The following is a 21260-nucleotide window of genomic DNA, read 5'->3' as shown; positions in this document are numbered from 1 at the left end:
AACGACCCGGATTCCAAGAGCCAGATAGGAGCGGCGCGAGGGAAAACCGGGTCAAGTTTCAGAAAGCACCGGCATATGATGGACGCGCGTAAGCTATTGATAAACCTGCTGTATCGAGCTGCGGCGCAGTCCAGCGAACTACCGGGCTGGAGTCATCGTGAAACAAAAAAGGCGCCTCGAAGGCGCCTTTTTTGTTCAGGTAGATCACGCCGCCGCGGTATCCAGTTCGCGGACCGCCGCTGCGGTTTGCTGATCGAGAGCGTTCTCTTCGCCGACTTCGCCCACGGAGCGAGCAATCTCCGCGGCATCCGGGCTCTTGCGCGCCTTGGCTCGGGCATCGGTCGCCATGGCCTGCAGTTTGCGCACGACACGCATGAGCTGACGCTTACGCTCGTTGCCCGTCATGTCGTTGCGGTCAGAAGGCAGCACGCCGAGCAGCCAGGCCGTCTGGGCCTGCACCAGCATCTCATCGAAGCTCTGGATTATATGGGCCAGGCGCATGATGAGAGGGGTCGAGATGGTGAAGGTGAACGTGGCGGCATTGTCATACCGAGCAACCATACCTTCTTGGCCAGCAGCCTTCAGGATGGCAACGAAGCGATCGCGCTCGTCGCTGATTTCCTTCTCGAGTTTGAGGATCAGGCTTTCCACTGCTTTCATCACGTCGGCGTGGCTGAACGCAGTGTTCCGGCGCGCAAGCGCACGAGCGATAACGTCTACCGTGTAGAGCGCCCGCGCGGCGCCTTCGAAGCAGCGGCGATGAACCTGCTGCGCCTGTTCGGTTTTGAGCACGTATTGGGATTGCAGCGTCGGAGCAGAATAGCTCCCTTCGGGTTTGAAATCGCTTCCGTTGGCCATGATCGGCTCCTTGGGTTGGGGAGCTTCCACCATAAGGCGACCGTCGCCCAGACCATGGGCAATTCACCCCGGTGGAGGGAGCGGATTAGGGGGTTTACAGGTGTAGTGGCACAGCGATATTCTGGACTCTACTTCGCCCAAGCATGTCGCTTGTGTGTCGTACCCACCTGATTCCATCAGGCGGGTCTATGTGTAGCTGGTCACTCTACTAGCACTATCTGGTCACGATTCGCGGTCGTGACTAATCCCAAAGGGGCTTCTATCCCTTTGGGATGGAGGCCTTTTTTCTTGGAGGCCTCCATTCATGAAGAAATTGATCCTTTGCATCGCTATCGCGTTTGCCTTCGTGCAATACGTTGTAGTCCCGTCTATACAGTCGTCCCCTGCTGCCAATCAGATCCGCGCGCACCATCAAGCGCTCGAGGAGGCTGGCAAATGAAACTGATTCCATACCTTCTGGTTCTGGCTTTCATCTGGGGTCTGTATCGTCTTTTCAAAAATCGCTCGAAAGCACCTGAACGTCAGGAGCCTACGATCGCCTTGCGAGAAGACATCGACGTCAAGCTCGAGTCGCCGCTCTCGGCCGCTCCAGCAAAAGCAGCACCTGCCCTTGTGATTGACCCGCCTGTTTCTGAACAGCCTCGGCTGTGCGGAGCTACGCGTGTCAGTTCTCTGCCGCCAGCAGTCGACTACTCCGAATACGAGTCGCCGGCCTGGCAGCGTAGCGGCAAGCCGCTCAGTTTCTGAGCCGTGGACTGCCCCTTCGGGGGCAGTGCTGCATGGACCTCCCTTGCGGGTGGTCCACCCAAGCGCCTTTGAAGAACGGGCGTTTCGGTGGACCACCCGACGAGGATTTCCACCATGCGACTGAATGTACAAGCCATCTATGAAGTGGATAGTCGGGAGCTACACCTCGGCGAGGAGTCGGTACCTGTACCTGACTACATCGCAGAGACTGTAGACCCGGACGCTTTGGACCTGCGCCGCCTAGCGCGCTGGGCCAAGTCGGTAGGACTGATCGCCGCGACCGCGCATGTGGCGGTTTGTCCTTGATCCCGCAATAGCCGAGGGGAGCCACTCCCCTCGGAAGCTTTTCCCGACTGGCCTTGCTTCAAGCCCAGCCGGAAGGAGCTTCTCCTGCCCAGACCATGACTTTCGAGCACCCTCTGCAGGGCGCTTGATTGCAGCAGCTGAACTGTTTCCGTCAGCACCTCCCTTCCACCCTGCGGGGCTTCCTCCCCATAGGGGCAAGGCGCCTCGGTTACCGGAGATTTCTCATGGCTCGTGGCGTCAACAAAGTCATCCTCGTCGGCAATGCCGGTGCGGATCCCGAAACTCGTTACATGCCCAACGGCAATGCCGTAACCAACGTCACCTTGGCCACCAGCGAAAGCTGGAAGGACAAGCAGACCGGGCAACAGCAAGATCGAACGGAATGGCACCGCGTGGTGTTCTTCGGCCGCTTGGCCGAGATCGCTGGCGAGTACATCCGTAAAGGCTCCCAGGTCTATGTCGAAGGCACGCTTCGCACGCGCAAATGGCAGGGGCAGGACGGCCAAGACCGCTATACCACTGAGGTAGTCGTCGACATCAACGGCAACATGCAGTTGCTCGGCGGCCGCGGCAATGGTGGTGGGCAAGGCGGTGACTACGACGATCAACAGAGCGCGCCAGCGCCCCAACGATCGCCGCGGTCCCAGCAGGCACCGGCATCGTCGGCGCCGGCGAATGATCGGCCGCAGCAAGCACCGCGGCCGCAGCAGCCTCGTGCTCAGCAGCAACCAACCCCTGGAGATTACGACTCGTTCGACGACGACATCCCGTTCGCGAAAGTGCCGTATCTCTGCATGCTGTAACGCTTCATTCCAATAACCCTTGCGGGCGTCTCCCGCTAGGGGGGCCTCCGCATCATTACCGGAGGTTCATATGTCCCGCTCTAACCATTCGCAAAGCACTCAGCAAGTAACTGCCCACGACCAGAAGGCGCAGGATCTGCTCAGCGGTATCGAGGCGGAATGCGTCCAGATCATCACGCGCTCACAGAGCGGGGTGAACTGGGGGCAGGAGGCGCTGTTTGCCTACCACGCTATGCTGGCCAACGACAAATTGCTGAATTGCGCGGTCAACAACACGCTCAGCTTCAAGCTTGCGATGCAGCAGATCGCAGCGACAGGGCTCACGCTCAATCCCACCGAGAAGATGGCCTTCCTGGTACCACGCCAGGGCAAGGTGATCTTCGAAGTTTCGTACCGCGGTTTGATCAAGGTGGCCACCGACAGCCGGGCTGTCGAGATGGTGGTAGCGGAAGTCGTCTACAGCGGCGATCGCTTCATCTACCGAGGCCCGACCGCAGAGCCTGAGCACATCTTCGACCCGTTCCTCGACGTGAGCGAGCGCGGGACGTTTCGCGGCGTATACACCACTGCCTACCTGGCAACAGGACGGGTCATGGTGAAGACGACACGAGCGGAAGATGTGTTCAAAGCTCGAGATATGTCAGCTGCCTGGACCTCACAAGGGTCCGGTAAGCGCGGTCCCTGGGAGACTCACTTCGAGTCGATGGCGATCAAGACGGGGATCAAGTCAGCGCGCAAGTATTGGCCAACGACCAACCCGGTGCTCGAACAGGTCATTGATTACCTCAACACTGAAGGTGGGGAGGGGATCGCTGGCACACCGTTGAGTGCTCTGGACGGTTTGGCCAACGCGTCGATGGTGCAGGCGTCAGCGCCGGTATCGCAGGCGCAGGGCGGCAACGTCTATGACCACGTCGGCGACCAGCCGCATGATCATCGCCAGCAGGAGACGGTCAATGAGCAGGCTCCACGTGAGCAGCCCGGTCGCACTCAGGTGCAGTCGGCCGCTCACGCGGCTTCTGGCCAAGGGCGTGAGGTGACGCGCGAGCGGATCCATAGCGTCTGCGATCGCGCTGCGCGAACCCGCAGCTGGGAAGGGGCCTGTTCCTGGGCAGAGCAGAACCTCACGGGTGAGGCTCTGACCTATGCTCTGGGTCTCTTCAAGCAGCAGCAAGCCGCGCAAGCACAGGCGGCGTAACGTAAACCCAACCCTAACGGGGCTTCATCCCCGTTGGGGCTGGGGTCCCTCCTAACCTGGAGGTGATGATGAAGATTGTCGACTTGCGCCAGCGCACGCCGGAATGGCATGCCTGGCGTCGGCAGGGCATTACAGCGACCGCAACAGCGGTGATCCTGGGCCAGCATGTTGAAAAGACGCGCTGGCGGTTGTGGGCGGAGCTCACTGGCCGGGTAGCGCCGCTGGATCTGTCCATGATTCCACAGGTCCGGCTGGGCATCCTCCATGAGCCGTACGCGGTCGCCTGGTTCGAGGAGCGGTACCAAACCACACTACTGCCGCTATGCGGCGAGTGCGCGACGTTTCCGCTCCTTCGCGCCAGCTTCGATGGCGTCGACGACGACGGTTGCCCGGTCGAGGTAAAGGTCCCCTCGGACAAGAACTTCGACCTGCTGCTGGAGCAGGGCGAGAAGAGCGAGCCCTACCGGCTCTATTGGTGGCAGGTACAGCATCAGATAGCGGTGGCGGGGTCGGCCAGGGGCTATCTCGTGTTTTACAGCACGACCCGGGAACCCCTGGTGTTCGAGATCCGGCGCGATCCGGACACCATCGAGCTCATCAAGCAGCAGGCGCAGTTGTTCTGGGAGTTGGTGGTCAGCGAAAAGGAACCTGAGAAGGATCCTCAGCGCGACTACTTCACCCCGGTCGACGGTGCCCTGGCACGCTGGGCAGCAACGGCGCAGCAGGTACGCGACGTCGATGCCTTGTCGAGCTCGCTGCAGGAACAGCTGAAAGCCCTGAAGGGCCAACGCGAAGCCCTGCAGGCGGATCTCGTCGAGCAGATGGGCGGCTACATGCTGGCAGAGGCGGAGGGCGTTCGCGTCGTCCGCTATCAGCAGGCCGGCAACATGCGGTGGAAGGATCTCTTCGAGAGCCGGAAGCTGCAGGCGACTGAGGAGGAGCGTCAGCGCTTCCGGCAGGCACCGTCTGAGCGGGTCCGGATCACCCTCGATTCGGATCATCCGATCACGACTGCCGCGCTGGAGGCCATGAGGCTGCCATCGGTTGACCAGGAGACAGAATCTAAGGCATTTTGCCTGTGAGGATGAGGGGGCGCGAAAGCGCCCCTGTCTCTTGCCTGGAACGTTGCGGTAAACCACCGGTTTACCAGAGCTTTCCCGGATCTGTTCTCTGGCTATGCGGCCCGAGAGCGATAGCGCAGCTGTGCGTCTTCACAGCAATCATTGAAACCCTACAGGGGCCACCACGCCCCGTAGGGGAGTGGTGCGCCTCCAACTCACTGGAGATTCACCATGAACCTTACCCCTTGCGTCCCGATGTCCGCCTACGGTGTTACTGGTAACAACGCTGGCATGATGTCGCCGGCATTTGCCGACGAAAATCACCCGCTGCTCGCCCTGGTACCCAAGCACAACGCGCAATTCCTGTTCCGCACCGAGCTGCGTATGCCCGTGATGAACTTCCTGACAGCGTCGGGCGGTGACTCACTAGCACTCGTAGGTCCTACCGGCGCCGGCAAAACGTCCGTCGTCGAGCAGATCGCGGCGCGGATGCGTTACCCACTGCGCAAGGTCAATGCCCACTCCCGCATGGAAATGCCGGAGCTCATTGGTCAGATGTCGCTGCAGTGTGATCCTGCCACCGGTGATCAGCAGACTGTGTTCGCACACGGGCCGCTGGCGCTGGCGATGAAAGAGGGCAGCATCTTCCTCCTGGATGAAGCTGACTTCCTGGATCCGGCCGTCATGGCCGGACTCAACGCGGTACTGGAAGGCGGCGCCCTGGTGCTGGCTGAAAACCGCGGTGAGGTCATCGTGCCGCACCCGAACTTCCGCTTCATCATCACCTGCAACACGCGGGGCCAAGGTGATGAGACGGGCCTCTACACGGGTACCCTGTCTCAGAACCTTGCGTCCTGGGATCGGTACCGCATGCTGGAAGTCTCCTACCTGACCAAGGAGGAGGAGCTCGCGGTTCTGCAGGCGACGCTTCCGCAGGTCGATGCAACGATCTTGAGCACCATGATCGATGTGGCCAACGGAGTGCGTCAGCAGTTCATCGGCAATCCTGACCAGGCGCTTCAAGCCGGCCAGTCGGGGCTGACGGTCACCTTCTCGACGCGGACCCTGCTGCGCTGGGCCCGTATCGCGACGACTTACAGCACCGCTGCCAGCAGGCAAGCGAACTTCCCGTTCGCCTGCCCTCTGGCGCAGGCGCTGCGCGAAGCACTGACCAACCGGACGGACAAGCCCATGCGACTGGTGATCCATACCATCGCCAAGGACAAGTTCGGCGCGGCCTGGGCGAACGATCCTGTCGTCGCCCCGGGGGTCTGACCGTGACGCTCTACTTTGCACTGGCCCCCGCGGACCAGAACGAGTTCGAGCAGGCCGATACGCAGTGGTGGGCTGGCCAGGCATTGTCTGGCTTGAGCGCTGCTGCGGCATCTCTCGGATTCTCCAGCGCCTTCGAGTCCGTACAAGCTTCCTTCAGGGGGATTGCCGCGGACTCGTTGGATCCAGAGTACGAGGTCGAAAAGGTTGTGATGCTCATAGCACTCAAGGTAGCTCTGGAGGAGCCGTCGAATCTGACCCTGTCAGACGATACCGGCGCCACGTTGGAGCCTGCTCGGCCGGATGGCTGGGACCTGGTGCTGCAGCGCGTCTGCAACCTCACCGATGCGTCGATGCCGAAATGGCGTGATGCCCTAGTTACCCTGGGCGTTATGCCAAGACCGATGGACCTCTCCAGCCTTGTGGTAGCCGATGTGGCTGCTGCAGGCGAGATGGATTTCTGCTTTTAAACCACCCTGGCGGGGCCACCCCGCTGGGGTGGCCTCCGTCCCTTACGATGGAGCGATGCAATGCAACTACCTCTTACCAGATCGGTTGAGCTATCCAATTCCCACATCACGCAGGATGACTTCGTGCTGCTGGAGCGATTCGCGGCTGACTATCGCGATCTGCTCGGTACCGACGGTGCAGCAATGCCTGTGGTGCTCGAAACGATCTTCGGCTTCGTGATTTGCATAGGTAGCGTGACGGTTGGCGGAATCATGGCAGCCGGTGCGTCAGACGCGTTCGTACGGATTTTGCGTTACTGCTTGGATTCAAACAGTGGCGCGATCATGTACCTGGCGTTCGACCGCGACGCTGATGTCGTGGAAGATCTGCCGACGTTTGATTGGTGAATAGGGGCCTTCGGGCCCCCGTTCTCTGAGCCCGATTTGCTATAGTCGGCTATAGCAAATCCGGTTCTCGGCCGCCTCCATGTGGAGGCAGCTGCGAAGTGCCAGCTGGGCACTCAAAACACCAGCAGCTCATCTCAAACCCAATGGGGGTCTCTCCCCATCGGGGAAGACTCCCGCCCAAACCGGAGTCTTCACCATGCAAACTGCTCAACCCATCAAGGAAATCGAAACCCTCAGCAAGCTCTTGCTGGTAGGTCTCGACGTCAACATCTGGTCCGGCCGCAAAAAGCTCCGTATCGAGGACCTCGGTCCTGGTGTGGATCTGCCGCCGGCGGAGCTCGCATCGCTGGGTAGCAAGCGGATCATGGATCCCGAGCAGATCAAGCGGTTCGACAACCTGAAGCGCCGCGCCCATCGTCTCCTTGAGAGCGAAGGCGTGCGCTTCCTGGGCGGCTACGGCATCCCGAACGACGCGGCTCCGGCCATCGCGAAGGAGCTCGATGACATCCAGCGCGAGTTCGGCCTTGAGATCAAATCCTTCCTCGACAACTACGACTCGAATTTCGACGCGTGGGCGCTGAAGTGGGACAAGGATCCGAAGTGGCAAGCTGCGATCGAAAAGGCCAAGACCCCGAAAGAGGTGGTGGCCCAACGTTTAGGCTTTCGCTACACCCTGGTGCGCGTGGTACCCGACAAATCCGATCCGGCCCTGAGCAAGGGTTTGGAGCAGGAAGTGGAGGGTCTTTCCGGACAGCTGTTCCGGGAGATCGCGGACGCGGCCGAGGACCTGGTGGATGGCAGTTTCGCCAACAAGTCCTCTGTCAGCCGCAAGGCGGTCAGCGCGATCCTGAAGATTCACCGCAAGCTCACCTCGCTTGCGTTCTTGAATCCTGGGATCCACCTGGTCGCCGAGCATATGATGTCTGTCATCGAACAGCTCCCCAAAAAGGGGCCGTACGAGGGTGGGCATTTCCAGACGCTGCAGACACTCATGCTGTCCTTGAGTGACGAGCGCAACATCTCGAAGTTGGCAGCCTCCTTCGCGGCTTCTGCTGCGCAGACCGCTACCACCGTTGGCGTGCCGGCGGCGAGTGTCGTGATCGACCAGGCACCGGCAGCTGCTGTTGCCGTCGTAGCTTCGGCTCCTGATAGCGAGCTGTCGCCATCCCCTGCGGACGACGGCGGCATGTCCGTCGGCGAGCTGCTGGATGAGATCGCCGGGCAACAGGCAGCACCTGGTCTTCAGGAGCTGACCTCAACAGCAGCGGAGCTGCAGGCCCGTGCAATCGACGGGCAGGTGATCGATGCCCAGATGTCGGCGCTGGGCGTTGCCACGTCTATTGCCAATATTCCAATGCCGACTACCCAGGACGCCTTGGACTTCTGCATGTAAACCAACCCCCCGGGGGCACCTGCCCCCTCCGGGGGTGGTGTGTCCTCCACTACTGGAGTGACAGCTATGCAACGTTCGCTGAGCAACGCCTTCCCGATCATCGCGCGCTACTTCTGCGACGACCTGGGGGTGCGCATCGAGTTTGGTGGAAACCAGCCGGCCACACAGGACAAGGTGATCTACCTGCCAGTGCTTAAAGATGAGTCGCCCCGCATGGTCAACGTCTCCCTCGGGTGGACGGCCCATGAGTCGGCGCACATCAAGTACACGGACGATGAGCCCTATGAGCTGGCCAATGCAGAAAGCCCCTTCATGGGTCGCTTTCTGAACCTGCTCGAAGACCTGCGAATCGAGAAACGCATGATGGAAGACCATTACTGCGCCATCGAGCCGCTGCGGGTGACTGCCCAAGAGGTGTTCCAGAAGCCTTGGAGCGCCGACGGCAAGTCCGAAGCGGTGGTTTTGCACGACGCCTGCCTGATCATCGGCCGGGCGCGCTTGCTCAACCAGCCGATCGAAGAGGTCGCTGTTGTCCTCGACGCTGCATTGGCCAGCACCTTTGGTGCCGGCCGGCGCGCGAAGATCCTGGGGCTACTGTCCACGGTCACCGGCTTGCCGGATACCGCAGGGGTGTACCAGCTCGCGCATCGGATACTCGATGTGCTGGATGAAGAGGAGCCTCAGCAGCCTGATGCTGGCGCGGATCCAGATCCTGCGCCGCAAGGTCAGGATCAGGGTCCTCAACAGGGCCAGGATCAAGGCGCTCAGCAAGGCCAGGGTCAACCTGGTCAGGGCGAACAGGGCGACTCCAGCAGCGGCGATCAGGCAGGTCAAGGCGACGCGCAAGCGGCGTCCGGCCAGCCTGGCGCCGATCAGCAGGGCGCTCAGCCAAGCCTGAAGCAGCGGGTGGTAAACGCTGACTCACAGGCCATGCAGGATGCGCTTGGGGATGTCTCATCCCAAGCCGCTACCCTGATCAGCGCCAACGCCGGCGGCACAAGCTCCAAGCCGAGTTCGGTGCTGGCGCACGCTGTCGGTTCACAGGCTCTGCAGCAGGACGTTGTCATCAACGGACGCGCCGCCTCCATGGGGCTGCGCCAGGTGCTCAATGGCCTCATTCAGGGCAGCCAGAACGCACGGGTCACTGTGCGCAAAACGGGCAGTCGCCTGGATACAGCGAGCCTTGCACGGGTGAGGGTTGGGGAAAACCGGATCTTCCGGAAACAGGAACCCGTGCAGCGCACCAACGCTGCTATCCAGTTGTTGCTCGATGGCTCTGGCTCTATGGGTGTGAAGACCGGCGGGCGCAAGCCTATCCAGGTTGCGGAGGAGGCGTGCTTTGCGATGCTCACGGCATTGGAGGGCATTGCCGGCGTTACTAGTGGTGCGATGGTTTTCCCTCGGGGAGATCGCGAGCAGGTCGGCGTTTTGAAACGGCACGGCCAGAACCTGGCCAGCGCCGTGGCAGAACAGCGCTTCGGCCTGACCGCTTCCGGCGGAACACCGTTGGCCAGCGCCATATGGCCGGCCGCCGGTGATCTGCTGCGCGCCAAGGGCCAGCGGAAGGTGCTGATCATCAGCACCGACGGTGACCCGCGAAACGTGACTGACGTAATCGATATGGTCGCCCGGTGCCGTGCTTCAGGAATCGAGGTATTCGCGATCGCCTATGGCGAGGCGAACGCCACGAAGCTGCAGCAGATGTTTGGTACGGGTCACTGGCAGCTGCTGGATGACCTCGGTCAGCTGCGCGGCGCCCTCCAGGCGCTCGTGCAGCGCGTGTTGACCCGGGCCGCCTAACCGCGGCCGCAGATCTACCAACCGCCTCACGGCGGACAACCCACCAGGGGACATACCCCCCTGGTGGGGGGTGTGTCTCCTCCTAACCGGAGGCATACCATGCAACTTGCGCTTTCTTTCACCGAAAGCTCGTTTTGCGAATTTCCCTTACCGCAGCGCTTGCCCAGGCCGCGGCTCAAACGGGCGCCTCGCAAGACGAACACCGCTGTTGATATCGAGCAGCTGTATTTCGACCTGCTGGCCATTCCGGACAGCGAAGTCGACACCTACGTCTGGACTGATGCAGACATCGATCGCATCCGCGAATACATGCTGCATCACGCGCTGGGGGTTCTGATGGACCGGCGAAATTCGCTGGTGTCTCGCCAGGAGCACTGGGCCTGGGTCATGGACGAGGAGGACTTCGGTCCCTTCTCATTCAAGACCCTGGCCTACTTCGCCGGCGTCGACAGTGAGTTGCTGCGCGAGGGGTTGATTCGAACCCTCACCAAGCACCAGGTCCTCGAGCAACTGACGGTGTGATTGCTTGACACCTCCCCCCTCACCGGGGGAGGCTTTTTCTCGAGTCTTATGGGCAGAGCGCCAGGCTGCGCCGATCAGATTCTCCTCGACCTCTGTTGGTCGAGAGATACCCAGCTGGAGGTTTCCAGCACCTACCGTTCCGGCCCGTCCGGAGCATCACACCCTTGGGGGCACGTTCCCCTGGGGGTGACGTGTCTCCTCTCTACGAGGAGTTCACCATGCGTTATGTACCTACCCACTCACCTGCGGTCGATGCCCTGCTTTTTCCCTATCGTGCTCCGGAGGTCTATCGCACCCGGGCGGATTACGAGCAGCTTGATCGGCTTCAACGTGAAGCACTGAAGGACCGGCAGCGCGAATTCGCGCAGCGTCTTCATGGGGTCATGCAAAGCGGGCCCTGCTCGCTGCGAAGCTTCCCTTCGCCAGTAGCTGACACCACCTGGCACGATTTGCCGCGCTTCCATCACGCCGCGCAGTTCATCCCGTTTGAGAGGTCTACCTCGGCGACCGGGCAGGACTATTTCGCAGCGCCGCCGGCGAGCCTTGCAGACTATGAGGGCTTCGACGTCGGCGAGGATCTGCCGACCTCCGATGAGGCACCTGCCGTCCCGCCCAGGGCGGCGCAGCGGCCGACCCTATCGACGGCGTCCTCGGACGTGATCGATTGGTCCGGTGCAAAAGAAGGGGTAGTCAAACGGCATGGCCGGCACCGCTACCGCTTCGAGCGAAATGCCTCATTCTCCTACCTGGTCCGTTTGGATACCGGTGGCGATGTGTGGGGCATCGAGCTGCAGCAGGTCGTCAATGAGCTGAACATCGAGGTTGGTGATCGGGTACAGCTCAAGCGCATGGGAAAGGAAACTGTCGAAGTCGACGAGAGAATCCTCGACGCCGATGGCAACCCGACCGGCACACGCAAGAAGCACGTCACGCGCACCATTTGGCGTGGCCGCATCCTGCAGAAGCACGCCTGATCGCCGCCGGCGTATCCGGCATCAACCTACCCTGAGCGGGCCACTCCCGCGTAGGGGGTGGCCCGCTCTTCAACTGGAGAGACGACCATGACACAAGCCGATTCGGTACCCGCTTTTCGCTTCAAGCAGCGCGCAAGCTTCGCTGGCCAGTGGGAACACGATGTGTGGGAGAACGGCCGGCACTACCTGGTGATCGTGGGGGACAACTCTCACCGGCACCTGCGTGACTGGATGAGCGGCCTTACCGATGAGCAGTACCTGCGCGATGTGGTTGGTCGCGAGAACCTCATCAGCTGCCTCAATCAGTCCGCGCCTAGCGCTGCGCTGGTGGATGCCTTCAACGCCTGGCGACAGGAGCTGTATACCGAGCGCCTCAACCGGCTATGCAGTCAACCCGAGCGCTATGGCGTGATTGAGCAAGACGATCCGGTTCGCGAGCCCTATCCCATAGTGCACGCGGCCAGATACGAACCTGGGATCGGTTGGGTGCGTACCTGATCGATCCCGATAGATCTTCAACCCTCTGCGGCCTTTCTCCCGCAGGGGGAGGGGCCGCTCTCTACCTTGGAGCTTCCCCATGACTATTACCCAAACGCTGCCATCTGCTGAGCTCAAGCGGACCATGCTCAACCTTCGGGTCCGCTGGCGCTCGAGCTACCAAGGCCGCCATTCGTTCAACTGTTTCTTGGACGGCGCGTCGTGCCGGTTTGAGGTGCAGACCGAGCGCAGGACGCGCGACGCATACTCGAATTGCTCGCCTGAGGAATTCGAGCGTGACGTCAACGGATCGGTCGGGCTGGTGCATTGCGGGTTGCCGCTGTCGCTCGAAGCCGTCGCTGGGTTCAACCGGTCACGCTACGACGAATACAAGGCGCAGATCGATCTGATCCTGGCTCAGCCTGAGAAGTATGGCCATTACACGCCGGAGCCGTTTCACGTGTACCTAGGCGGGGTGTGGAGCAAAGAGGCCGGCTGGTCTCGGCTCCACACGTTCGACGAGGTGCTGGCTCTCAGCGGTATTCCGGCCAGCGAAGCGGTAGACGGTACGCAACATCCTTAACCCACTGCGGGATCACCCCGCACTGGGATGGTCCCGCTCCCACCCAGGAGCAAAACCATGAATACCCATCAAGCCCTGCTGGTCTGCCAGCTGTTACTCAAGCGTGCAGGTTCGCGTGTGCGCCTCCGGCAGCCGTCGCATTGCGGGACCGATTTCTGGTCCTTCACCGTCGTCGGCCGTGGTCGCCTCGGCAACCGCATCGTGGTCCCGTTCGTCCATAGCTTCCAAGGCTATCGGATCCTGGGAATCCTCGATCAGACGGGCCGCAACGCTCGTTGGGGCGGCCTTGGCCAGGCGCTCACCGGATGCCGCCAGCTGGCGCACTACGGTGACATCGGCGAAGTGGTTGTCCGTTTCGGACAGCCTACGCTGCTCAAGGAGTATCACCTGGGTTCGCCCGAGGTGATTCCCAGGCTGTCGCCGACGCTGCGCAAGCTGCTCACGACGGCGCCCGCAGCCGATCAGCTGATCGTGCGGGACCGCCACACCGGTGACGACGTGGTCACCAGCACGCTGCCCGGGGAGGAGGTTGCTCAGCTGCTGAGCAGCTGCCTCGCCGGCGCCGCAGTTACAGCGCCGGGCAACGCTTCCCAGCTGATCGCTGAGTTCGGTTTGGACCTGTGCTTAGGCACCGGGACTGACCGCGGCATGTTGCTATCCAGGGAGACGCTACGGCGGACGCGTTCCGCCCTGCTGACTGTTGCGTGACACACCCGCCCCCACCCGGGGGCGGGCCTTTTACCGAGTCTTTTGAGCAAGCGAAGGCTTGCTGAGCAGACTTCTCCGTCATCGATGTCGATGCCGGGAAAGCCAGCTGACGCCTAGTCAGCACACCACCAACCCTACGCGGGGCTGCATGATCCCGCGTAGGGATCATGGCCTCGCTCCAAGGAGCAGACCATGAACGAACGTACCCTTCACACCCTCATCGCCGCTCTGCGTTTCTGGCAGCTGCACGAGGGCCAGCATCCAGCGCCTTTGGTGGATGTCGCCAGCAACGACGGTGAGGTCAACCCGCTCTCCTCGAAGGAGATCGATGACCTCATCGAGAATCACCTGAACGCAGGCGGCGCCGGCCAGGATTCCTGGTTGAGCGTTAAAAGGGAGGGATTTGGTGTCGCTGTCCTCTTGGATGATGGCAAGCCGACCCTTATCCATGCCACCGGCCTGCCGGCCGGCGCGCGTGTTCAGGTCTTTAACGAAGTCTGCCTCGATCACCTGAGCCTGTATGGCCCTGGCGAGCTGGGTACGCTTGTGATGCCCACCGGGCACAACCGCATCTACGTCAAAGACGTCACGCCCGAGCTGGAACAGATCGACAGCGTCGACGACCTGATGCATCTCGCAACGCGGTAGCTCTGGGGCGCCTGTGCGCGTGCAGGAGGCTTCGCCTCTCATGCGTAGCGTCGGCTGCAGCTACACCCAACACCCCGATCGCGTGATGAGCGGGATCGGCCAACTCAGCGCGTCCTCACCGGCGTGACCTGAGATTCAACCCTAGCGGGCATTCATGCCCGCTAGGGGCGTGCGTGCCCGCCTTTCTCGAGGTGCATGCATGACCATCATTCTTCAAGCCGCAAGGCTGTTGGGGCCACGCCAGATCGGCCGGCGCGCGAGCGTCACCACCGATACGATGAAGATCCTGCTCTGGGAGCTATCGGACGGTGCGGTTCTGGAGCTTCACCGCGAGGTGGTCTCCGGGAAGCGGCCGCGATTCACCCTGGTCCGAGAGCGAGGTGATCGCTTCGACGACCTGCTGGTGTACTACGAGCGCGGGCGTGCCCGGGTCTTCAGCCCCAACCGCTACGCAGCTGCGTAGATGCTCCCCTCTGGCCGCTTAGGCGTCCAGAGGGGGCTTTGCTGGCATTGGCCCAGCCGCTTCGCTATAGTCGGAGCGCGCATCGACGCCTGAGCTGGCAGCCCAGCACCCTTCCTGATCCATTCGAGATGGCTTTCCCAAGCCCGGCTTGCGAAAGCGATCTTTTCTGTCCCCGCATGTGCGGTGTCAGATTCCTCAGCTGACCTGGTCAGCACCTCACCCACCTGCGGGGCTACTGGCCCTGCAGGGTCATAGCCTCGCTTCACTCTGGAGCGATCGGCATGAACCTCTACCACTGCACGTTTGAAATGGCTGACTACCGGGTATCTGCCCAGGTAGCTGGTTCGAGCACGGTCGACGCGGCGAGTCGCTTCGTCGTGTCTCCCTTCGGCAAACGGCTATTTCGCCACATCGCACCGCGGGCATCGGCGGCCGGTTCCATCATCGGCTTCTTCGATGGCAGCCGGTACGTGATGGCCTTACCGCTGTGGCGCACCCCGGCGCGCGATCAGTTCGGAAAGCCCCGGTGCCATGTCTCGGCCTGGAGTCTCACGACTCAGGCCGTCGACTACCTCTGCTTCGATGCTTCGGCGGTTGCCCGCCGCAGCGTCTGCGTTTCCTAACCCCCTGGGTGGCCATGTCCCCCTCGGGGCATGGCCACCTCCTACTCCCGGAGATAGTCATGAAACTCACCTACACCTGTTCGCTCGTTTCCCGCGGTTTCAAACTGGTTGATCAAGCTGTCGGTTACGACATGCAAGATGCCGCCAGGCGGTTCCTAATGGACGGCATGGGGATGATAGCGGCGCAGCGGTTCAACATTGGCGTCGTCGACGACCTTCAACGTATTCCTAATGCGCACAGCTTGGATCCTTTTATCCTGAGCGGTGGCGTTGGTACACAACAGCCGTGGTCGCTCAAGGTCACCTCGGAAGGCGATGTGGACCAGGTCAATGTGGTGGTGCATCAGACAGATAGCGGTGACCTTCTGCTCTACAGTGACGGACGCGTGAACCTCTATCACCTGAAGGCCGGCGATAACAATTGGGACGCTGAGTCGGATCCGCAGAGCTGTGTGATGCTCGAACGCCAGGAGTTTTTCGTGGCCAGGGCTGTTTGCGGTCCGACCGATATAACGCGGCATTTGCAGGCGCTAGAGCACGTCGCGGCAAGCAACTGATCGACAACTCAAACCCTATCGGGGCATCACCCCCGATAGGGGGTGTGCCTCCTTCAACTGGAGCACATCATGAAATTTCCGAACTCGATCCTGTCTTTCCCGGACCGTGGACCCTGGGGCAATAGCCGCTACCGCGGCAACTGCAGTGGCCACGTCATCCAGGGCTTCTTCGCGACCTACCATCGGCGCAAGGATGGTCTGGCGTTCGATCCCAGCATTGGCGGGGGCACCTCGGTCGAGGTGGCTCAAGAGATGGGGCTGCGTTTCAAGGGTACCGACCTGCACCAGGGCTTCAACCTGCTGCTGGATGATCTGCAGACGTTCCTGGGCGAGGAGGCACATTCGTGCTTCTGGCACCCGGCGTACCTGGACATGATCCAGTACAGCGGGAACGTCTGGGGTGAACCCAATCGGTGGGACATGAGCCGCATGGCGATGGGGGAGTTCGTGGAGGCGCTGGAGCTGGCCTTGATGAACATCCACGACGCCATGGAGCGCGGCGGTACCTACGGCATCTTGATGGGCAACCTGCGCCGGCAGGGGGAGTACTTCAATCTCTCCTCGCTGGTGGAGCGGGTCGCGCCCGGCAAGCTGATCGATGAGCTGATCAAGGCGCAGCACAACTGCGTGTCTGACCGGCGAACCTATGGCGGCAACGTCGTACGCATCGCGCACGAAAAGCTGCTGGTCTTTCGCAAGGAGCGCGGTTCACTGCACTTCCTGGCCAAGGTCCAGCAGCGCGCTCAGGCCATGCAAGGCATCACCTGGCGCGCCGCAGTGCGTCGGTTGCTGCAGGGTGGCAAGACGCTGCACCTCAAGGAGATCAACACGCAGCTCGAAGCCTTCGCGGCTACCCGAGCGAACAACCATTGGGAGGCCAAGATTCGGCAGGTCGTCCAGGACGAGCGCTATTTCGAGCGCGTCGCGCCTGGCACCTATCGACTCGCGGCATGACGATCTCGCCCCCCTTCAGCCTGGCTGAGGGGGGCAGAGACCGCTTCGGCAAGAGCAGCTTGCTCAAGCGGTTTCAGGCAGACCCATGGTGGTCTGTTTTGAAAAGCTGGTACCACCAGCACTTACTAAACCGACGGGGTTTAACAACCCCGTCAGGGCGTTGTTATCCCGTCACAACCGGAGATAACAATGTTGAAAAAAATAGGTCTATTGGGCGCATTCGTCGCCCACGTGCTCGTAGGGGTGCTGTTCTTTCTGATCCTGGCTTCGGCCGCCTTGCTGCTCGCTTGGTTTACCCACCAGGTCGGCACATTGGATTACGGAAAGCCGCTCGTCCCTATTCTTACAGTGCTCGAAAAAGCGGTTCTCTACGGTGACTGTGCGTTTTTTCTGTGGTGGGTGATAAAATCCACCATCAAAGCGTGCAAGAACCTAGACTAAGATCAGTTGATGGGTTGCCTGGCAGCCCTTTAATAGGACATCACCAGAGGAAACAGCTATGAGTGAGTTCATTCGTGGCTTCAAGCGCGGCGCAAGAGAGACCATGTACGGCTACTGGGCGCCCGCCGTGGCTTTGTGGAGACTGCTGTCGAGCACTACGGACGATCTGATCCGGAAGGCGAACCAGGCAGAGAAATAGAGCTTTCCTTCTTCATTAGCGGCGGTCCAGGCTAGCCTGCGCCGCTGCACCCGTTCCTCTTGCTGGGAACGCCGATGTTGATCCAGGGCCCTCGTGGTTCTGGATCAACGGATCGGAAACCGTTTCGCAAAGCAGGCCTTTGCAAAGCGGTTTCAGCGTGGCCGATGGCGGCCGCGTCGAAAGGCAGCTGATCCTCTATCAGCACATCGATAAACCCTGGCGGGAGCTCTCCCGCAGGGACTGGTCTCGCCCTCTACCGGAGAGACCATGGAAGTTTCCGCTCCCCACCTTGCGAACTATCTCTACTCAGGCTTCGTCTCGACGTTTTCCGACGTCGAGCGTGAAAGGCTCTGCCAGGTGTACTCCTGGGTCAGAATCGACTTTGCCGAAGGAGAGGTGGATGTCCACACCAGCTTTCGCGCCCGCCTCACGGATGGGCGCACGTTGCTGTGTCTGTTCCCTGAGGCTCTTGGCGATCACGTGCTGATCGTCGACACCCCGATGGAGCTGCTCAAGCAGACCCTGATACCGCTCGTGTCCATCGAGCGCATCATCTACTCATAACCCCACCCAGCCGGGCCTAGTCCCGGTAGGGACGCGGCCTGGCTCTACCAAGGAGCTAGACCATGAATCACGAAAACGCCGTACGCCCCTCCGCTGAAGCTGATGCCCTCAAGCTCGTGCAGTCGATTCGCGGGCTCGACGCCAAACAGCTGCTGCAGGCGGCTATTGAACGAGGACTGACTTTCGGTGACTGCACCAACGCTTATGGAGTGACGCGTGAGGAAAGCGCGTTCGTAAGGGCTGCGCAGAGGGCGCCGGACGACGACATCGAGTTCGACGACCTAACCGTCATTGCCCGAAGCGAGCGCGGTGCTTTTGTGCACTGCTGGCAATTCGTGCCGAATGCCGCGGCCGGTATTCCGGAGCCGTCGGAGATGTTGGAGGAGTTGCTTCGCTTCGCTTCCAGCATTGAACAGCCTCAAAGCATGCGTTTGCAGATGTTGAGGGGAGCGATGGCCCAGGTTATGGAAGCCCTGGAAGACCAGCTCGACGAGCTTGAGGGCTTACCGTGTGAGGTCTCGCCCATGCGCATTGAGTTTGGCCCCTACGCTCTGGACATCCTCCCTTCTGCCCTCGTCATCGAGTTAGTGAGCGGCACGAAGGCCATGGGATTTTCGGGTGTTTTAGCTGAGGCACTGCTGAACTGGATCGATTACCAGGGCAACCTGCTCGACCAGTTGGCTGCCGAGATGTTCGTGGCCGCCGCCTGAAGCCAGGCCGCTTTGTAAGAATCTTTCACGCGATCATGTGATCGGTGAAGACGATGTAGCTGAGCATCTTCCTTCAGCACTTCAACCCACCGCGGGGATCTCTGTCCCCGTGGGGCAGGGGTCTCTGCATTTTCGATGGAGGCCTGTTATGGGAGACCATAGCAAGAAAGACCCTGCTGTCCGCGTTCCCTGGTACCACCCATTGATGCACTTTGCCGGCCATAGCCTGGTCGGTACCGGCATCTTCCTCATCGTCGCCATGCCGGCGGTGCTGCTGGGATACCTGGTGCACAAGCTGCGGGAGTACAACGTCGCTGAGTTCACGCTCACGGTGCTGTTCTTCCTCGAGCACACCATCCTGGTGGTCGATGCTTTGCTGTTCCTGTCCTACCTGGGCTTCACGTCCTGGAAGGCATTCAAGGAGATCAAAGATGATCACTGAAGGCTCGAAGGTAAGAAGGGCGGTAGCGGAGTTCATCACGGCGGCCCGCGAGGCGCCGCGCATCTACTTCGCTCCGTTACGCGGGGCTATAACCGGTGTCACTTTGCAGTGGCGACAGCTGCAAAACTGCCACCAGAACAGTGGCACAAAGCCGTTGTGATGGCACCAGCCCGGGCGTATGCTCGGGACATGTACTGGCGAGGAGCCGACCATGTTCCGACATCACCTGGTGCGTTTCTTCAAAACCTTCGCTGCTGAGTTCGTCAGCGCTGCCAAGCAGGCGCCGGCGATCTACTTCGCACCCCTGCGGGGCGCGATCAACGCGGTAAAGGCGCAAGCCCGCAAGGCTTGAGCGTAATCCTGGCCAGCCTCTCTTCCGGGAGGCTGTGCTTTCACCGATAGACGTATCAGCGGGCCGCAAGGCCTTTCCCCACGGGACTTCTGCTCCCGATGGGGGCAGGGTCCCTCCCAACCAGGAGGTGCACCATGGCCGAGATCATCAATCTGGTGATTGTCGTTCTCGATCTGCTTCTGTGAAGCGATCACTCAAGCGAGTCCCCGCCCATGCGGCGGGGCTTGCCTTGAGTCTACTGCGGAGTGCCCATCAGGCAGCCCACAGTGGATTCTCGATGGCGCCATGGTGCGCTTTCGTGATGCAGCAGCTGAGCTCTTCAGCACCGGCCTCTCGTTCTGATTGGCCAACCCTTAACCCGCGCGGGGTCCATCCCCGTCGGGGCTGGATTTCGTGCTTACCGGAGATCCAGAAATGTCTATTCGCGCTATCCCGATCCACTGATGGTCCACCGGCGTTTTGCTGGTGCCTGTCACCGTGAGTTGGCTGCGTCTGCGTAGTTTCTCTCTCAACCCGCGCGGGGTCCATCCCCGTCGGGGCCGGACTCCGCGCTTACCGGAGATCCAGGAATGTCTATTCGCTCTATCCTGATCCACTGATCGGTTACTGGCGTTTTGCTGGTGCCTGTCACCTTGAGTCGGCTAGGTCTGCATAGCTCCTCACACAACCCGCGCGGGGTCCATCCCCGTCGGGGCCGGATTCCGTGCTTGCCGGAGATCCAGAAATGCCTATTCGCTTTAACCCGACCCACTAGTGGTGCGCCGGCGCTCTGCTGACAACCATCACCTTTAAGTTTGCTGCGTTTGCGCAGCACCTCTCTTTAACCCGCGCGGGCTTCGTCCCCGCCGGGGCCGGACTCCGCGCTTACCGGAGATCCAGGAATGTCTATCACCACCGCGCTTACCACCATGATGGCCCGCCAGCTCAACAAGCTTGGCTACCCGTCTGACGACGTGCGCTTCTCCCTCGGCTACTGCCAGGGCGATGGCGCAAGCTTCACCGGTACGCTCGACATCGAAAAGCTTGGCCCACGCCTGGTACCGGAGATTCTTCCGGCGATCTGGAGCGAGCTCAAGGAAAACGCTGACCAAGACGAGGAGCTCACGCTGTCTCGAGGTCCAGGTCGCTATGTACACGAGCGGTCGACGTCCTTGAGTGAGTCTGCGCGCAGCGTCGAAGGCACTGCCGCGGACGTCTACGGCAGCCCGACGCACAAGGTAGCCTTTTACCGCTTCATGAAGGCCTTGGAGGAGGATGTCGTGTCCACCGGGGCGATGCTAGCGCGTATGGGCTATTCGCTCTCTGAGTGCTACATCGAGCAAACAGAAGATCTGCGGATCTTCAAGCTCGATCGCTTTCGCGTGGAGCTCAGCGCCTTCAAGGATGAATCCTACGATCCGTTCGAGTCGGAGACCACGAACGAGGAGTTCGATGAGCGGGTTGCTCAGGTCCTGAAGGGCGATCTGCGCTTCTGCGCGCTCGAGGCCAGGGTCTACCTGGTATCGAGCGACGGGGAGGGTGGTGACATCCTTCTCGCGGGCAAGCACGTCTACGGCGTAGAGCTTTCGGAGGGTCGGCGCGTTTGCAGCGCCGGCCGCGAGCTCATTCACGAAACTATCGGTACGGGTTCTACCCCATTTCCACGGACGGTTTGAAAAGGGCTGAAAACTTCAGAGCTTGCCGGGCGACTCTACGGCGCATTCGTGGGTTATGAAACCGCTCGATGTAGTCGAATAAATCCGCCCGTG

Annotated in this window: 27 protein-coding genes; 26 read left to right on the top strand and 1 reads right to left on the bottom strand. The window is 61.1% G+C overall.

Annotation, left to right across the window (positions count from 1 at the left end; all coding sequences use genetic code 11):
• Window positions 1-204 precede the first annotated feature (204 nt).
• Window positions 205-858, bottom strand: a complete 654-nt coding sequence (locus LRS53_RS21570; protein ID WP_231357279.1) for a hypothetical protein — start codon at window positions 856-858, stop codon at window positions 205-207.
• Between the two features lie 435 nt (window positions 859-1293).
• Between LRS53_RS21570 and LRS53_RS21565 the strand changes: the two genes are divergently transcribed.
• The 26 genes from LRS53_RS21565 to LRS53_RS21440 all read left to right on the top strand — a co-directional run bounded on the left by LRS53_RS21565 (window position 1294) and on the right by LRS53_RS21440 (window position 21167).
• Window positions 1294-1605 carry a hypothetical protein gene (locus LRS53_RS21565; RefSeq protein WP_231357278.1) on the top strand — a complete coding sequence of 104 codons (312 nt, stop codon included), beginning with the start codon at window positions 1294-1296 and terminating at the stop codon, window positions 1603-1605.
• Between the two features lie 530 nt (window positions 1606-2135).
• A complete protein-coding gene (gene ssb, locus LRS53_RS21560; RefSeq protein WP_231357277.1) occupies window positions 2136-2714 on the top strand; it encodes a single-stranded DNA-binding protein in 579 nt (192 codons plus the stop codon).
• Window positions 2715-2784: 70 nt separating this feature from the next.
• Window positions 2785-3912, top strand: coding sequence for a recombinase RecT (locus LRS53_RS21555; RefSeq protein WP_231357276.1), 1128 nt, complete (start codon window positions 2785-2787; stop codon window positions 3910-3912).
• 68 nt (window positions 3913-3980) lie between these two features.
• A complete protein-coding gene (locus LRS53_RS21550) occupies window positions 3981-4994 on the top strand; it encodes a YqaJ viral recombinase family nuclease (RefSeq protein ID WP_231357275.1) in 1014 nt (337 codons plus the stop codon).
• A 210-nt stretch (window positions 4995-5204) separates the two neighbouring features.
• Window positions 5205-6248 carry an AAA family ATPase gene (locus LRS53_RS21545; protein WP_231357274.1) on the top strand — a complete coding sequence of 348 codons (1044 nt, stop codon included), beginning with the start codon at window positions 5205-5207 and terminating at the stop codon, window positions 6246-6248.
• 2 nt (window positions 6249-6250) lie between these two features.
• Window positions 6251-6715 carry a hypothetical protein gene (locus tag LRS53_RS21540; RefSeq protein ID WP_231357273.1) on the top strand — a complete coding sequence of 155 codons (465 nt, stop codon included), beginning with the start codon at window positions 6251-6253 and terminating at the stop codon, window positions 6713-6715.
• A gap of 60 nt (window positions 6716-6775) precedes the next feature.
• Window positions 6776-7102 carry a DUF5983 family protein gene (locus tag LRS53_RS21535; RefSeq protein WP_064307020.1) on the top strand — a complete coding sequence of 109 codons (327 nt, stop codon included), beginning with the start codon at window positions 6776-6778 and terminating at the stop codon, window positions 7100-7102.
• Between the two features lie 196 nt (window positions 7103-7298).
• Window positions 7299-8495 carry a DUF3150 domain-containing protein gene (locus LRS53_RS21530; protein ID WP_231357272.1) on the top strand — a complete coding sequence of 399 codons (1197 nt, stop codon included), beginning with the start codon at window positions 7299-7301 and terminating at the stop codon, window positions 8493-8495.
• A 66-nt stretch (window positions 8496-8561) separates the two neighbouring features.
• Window positions 8562-10295, top strand: coding sequence for a VWA domain-containing protein (locus LRS53_RS21525; protein WP_231357271.1), 1734 nt, complete (start codon window positions 8562-8564; stop codon window positions 10293-10295).
• Window positions 10296-10394: 99 nt separating this feature from the next.
• Window positions 10395-10817: a hypothetical protein gene (locus LRS53_RS21520; RefSeq protein WP_231357270.1), complete on the top strand. Its 423-nt coding sequence runs from the start codon at window positions 10395-10397 to the stop codon at window positions 10815-10817.
• Window positions 10818-11035: 218 nt separating this feature from the next.
• Window positions 11036-11791, top strand: a complete 756-nt coding sequence (locus LRS53_RS21515; protein WP_231357269.1) for a hypothetical protein — start codon at window positions 11036-11038, stop codon at window positions 11789-11791.
• 87 nt (window positions 11792-11878) lie between these two features.
• Complete coding sequence (locus LRS53_RS21510; protein ID WP_231357268.1) at window positions 11879-12289, top strand: hypothetical protein; 411 nt, start codon at window positions 11879-11881, stop codon at window positions 12287-12289.
• Window positions 12290-12368: 79 nt separating this feature from the next.
• On the top strand, window positions 12369-12851 hold the full coding sequence (locus LRS53_RS21505) for a hypothetical protein (RefSeq protein ID WP_231357267.1): 483 nt from the start codon (window positions 12369-12371) through the stop codon (window positions 12849-12851).
• Window positions 12852-12908: 57 nt separating this feature from the next.
• Window positions 12909-13559, top strand: a complete 651-nt coding sequence (locus LRS53_RS21500; protein ID WP_231357266.1) for a hypothetical protein — start codon at window positions 12909-12911, stop codon at window positions 13557-13559.
• A 192-nt stretch (window positions 13560-13751) separates the two neighbouring features.
• Window positions 13752-14207 carry a hypothetical protein gene (locus LRS53_RS21495; protein WP_231357265.1) on the top strand — a complete coding sequence of 152 codons (456 nt, stop codon included), beginning with the start codon at window positions 13752-13754 and terminating at the stop codon, window positions 14205-14207.
• A gap of 199 nt (window positions 14208-14406) precedes the next feature.
• A complete protein-coding gene (locus LRS53_RS21490) occupies window positions 14407-14670 on the top strand; it encodes a hypothetical protein (protein ID WP_231357264.1) in 264 nt (87 codons plus the stop codon).
• A gap of 281 nt (window positions 14671-14951) precedes the next feature.
• The gene (locus LRS53_RS21485) at window positions 14952-15293 is read left to right on the top strand and encodes a hypothetical protein (protein ID WP_231357263.1); all 342 of its coding nucleotides are present in this window, start codon (window positions 14952-14954) and stop codon (window positions 15291-15293) included.
• 59 nt (window positions 15294-15352) lie between these two features.
• Window positions 15353-15850, top strand: coding sequence for a hypothetical protein (locus LRS53_RS21480; protein ID WP_231357262.1), 498 nt, complete (start codon window positions 15353-15355; stop codon window positions 15848-15850).
• 69 nt (window positions 15851-15919) lie between these two features.
• Window positions 15920-16804 carry a DNA adenine modification methylase gene (locus LRS53_RS21475; protein ID WP_231357261.1) on the top strand — a complete coding sequence of 295 codons (885 nt, stop codon included), beginning with the start codon at window positions 15920-15922 and terminating at the stop codon, window positions 16802-16804.
• 189 nt (window positions 16805-16993) lie between these two features.
• Window positions 16994-17245 (top strand): hypothetical protein, encoded by a 252-nt coding sequence (locus tag LRS53_RS21470; RefSeq protein ID WP_064307008.1) that lies wholly within the window; start codon window positions 16994-16996, stop codon window positions 17243-17245.
• 58 nt (window positions 17246-17303) lie between these two features.
• Entirely contained in the window at window positions 17304-17444 is a 141-nt protein-coding gene (locus LRS53_RS21465) for a hypothetical protein (protein ID WP_156522274.1), read from the top strand.
• 267 nt (window positions 17445-17711) lie between these two features.
• The gene (locus LRS53_RS21460) at window positions 17712-18008 is read left to right on the top strand and encodes a hypothetical protein (protein ID WP_231357260.1); all 297 of its coding nucleotides are present in this window, start codon (window positions 17712-17714) and stop codon (window positions 18006-18008) included.
• A 62-nt stretch (window positions 18009-18070) separates the two neighbouring features.
• Entirely contained in the window at window positions 18071-18718 is a 648-nt protein-coding gene (locus LRS53_RS21455; protein ID WP_231357259.1) for a hypothetical protein, read from the top strand.
• A gap of 148 nt (window positions 18719-18866) precedes the next feature.
• Window positions 18867-19160, top strand: a complete 294-nt coding sequence (locus LRS53_RS21450) for a hypothetical protein (protein WP_064307005.1) — start codon at window positions 18867-18869, stop codon at window positions 19158-19160.
• A gap of 211 nt (window positions 19161-19371) precedes the next feature.
• Window positions 19372-19512: a hypothetical protein gene (locus tag LRS53_RS21445; protein ID WP_156522273.1), complete on the top strand. Its 141-nt coding sequence runs from the start codon at window positions 19372-19374 to the stop codon at window positions 19510-19512.
• Window positions 19513-20393: 881 nt separating this feature from the next.
• Window positions 20394-21167, top strand: a complete 774-nt coding sequence (locus LRS53_RS21440) for a hypothetical protein (RefSeq protein WP_231357258.1) — start codon at window positions 20394-20396, stop codon at window positions 21165-21167.
• The last annotated feature ends 93 nt before the right edge of the window (window positions 21168-21260 follow it).

Source organism: Pseudomonas sp. PLB05 (genome assembly GCF_021106615.1).
In the GTDB taxonomy this organism is placed as follows: Bacteria; Pseudomonadota; Gammaproteobacteria; order Pseudomonadales; family Pseudomonadaceae; genus Chryseomonas; species Chryseomonas benzopyrenica.
The sequence above is the reverse complement of the archived record's forward strand: the minus strand, read 5'-3'. Positions and strand labels throughout refer to the sequence as shown.